1 protein-coding gene is annotated in these 1,221 nt (G+C 62.2%); it reads right to left on the reverse strand.

Annotated features, from left to right (window positions below; genetic code table 11):
* Positions 1-194: 194 nt before the first annotated feature.
* Positions 195-1,154 carry an alpha/beta hydrolase gene (locus L6D63_RS26920; RefSeq protein ID WP_131670068.1) on the reverse strand — a complete coding sequence of 320 codons (960 nt, stop codon included), beginning with the start codon at positions 1,152-1,154 and terminating at the stop codon, positions 195-197.
* Positions 1,155-1,221 lie beyond the last annotated feature (67 nt).

Genomic DNA, 1,221 nt, shown 5'->3' on the forward strand with positions numbered 1-1,221 from the left:
GTGCAGCGAAGCAAACCGTAGGCGCTGCCCCCCGGATGAATCCCGCAGCGAAGGAACCCGAGCCTAAGCGAGGGCCGAACGTCAGGGCATAGACCTTTTGGTTACTTTTGGGGCGTTTGCCAAAAGTGACCCGCCGTCAGGGCGGAACCCTAGGTGGCCGTTACCGCAGCAACGGATATTCCCCCCCCCCCCGGTCAAGCCAAATCAAACACCTCCACCAAGCGCCCAGCAATCAACCCCAGCGCCTCCTCAGCCTCATCAACAATCGCCCCCATACGCATAAAGTCGTGGGTCATCCCCTCATAAACCTTCAGCGCCACAGCAACCCCCGCCGCCTGCAAATGCCGGGCATAAGCCACCCCCTCATCGTGCAACGGATCACACTCGGCCAACACCATCAGCACCGGCGCGAGATTTGCCGGGACTTCGCCGAGCAACGGCGAGAAACGCGGATCGAGACGATCGCTGGCATCACGCTGATAGTGCGCGTAGAACCACTGCAGCGAAGCCTTCTCCAGCAGATAGCCTTCGGCAAAACGCTCGATCGACGGCGTGCTGCGACTGGCATCGGTGACCGGATAAATCAGCACCTGCAAACGCGGCTGCACGGCAGCAGCCGTCAGTTGCGCAGCCAGCACCGTGGCCAGACTGCCACCGACGCTGTCACCGGCAATCGCCAGCCGCGCCGTGTCGATGCCCAGATCAGCCGCACTCGCCACCAGCCAGTCCCAGGCATCGCGGGCGTCATCGGCCGCTGTTGGAAAACGATGTTCCGGCGCCGGTCGGTACGCCACCGACAGCACCACGCAATCGGCCAGCGAGGCCAGCGCGCGGCACAGCGAATCATGCGAGTCGAGGCTGCCGACCACATAGCCGCCACCATGGAAATACAACAGCGCCGGACGACCGGCGCCCGCCTGCAACGCATGGTTACTGTAGATCCGTGCGTTCAACAGTGCACCGTCACGCGCTGGCAATTGCAGCTCATCCACCACGACCAGTTCTTCACCGCCGGCGTCCATCAGCAACGACGACTGATCGAATTGTTCACGGGCCTCGGTCGGGCTCAACTCGTGCATGCCGACGCGTTTGCCACTGGCCCGGCCGTTGCCGACCAGTTGCAGAAATGCGGCGATATCAGGATTCAATGACATTCAAATCTCCAAACCGATCGGGCGCCAGCAGCGCCCGATCGGTTTTACTTGGGTTTCACAGCAGGTT

Source organism: Pseudomonas parakoreensis (assembly GCF_021602155.1).
Lineage (GTDB): Bacteria > Pseudomonadota > Gammaproteobacteria > Pseudomonadales > Pseudomonadaceae > Aquipseudomonas > Aquipseudomonas parakoreensis.

Coding starts and splice junctions, on each gene's coding strand:
- L6D63_RS26920 (WP_131670068.1), bottom strand. CDS start 1,154: ATGTCATTGAATCCTGATATCGCCGCATTTCTGCAACTGGTCGGCAAC.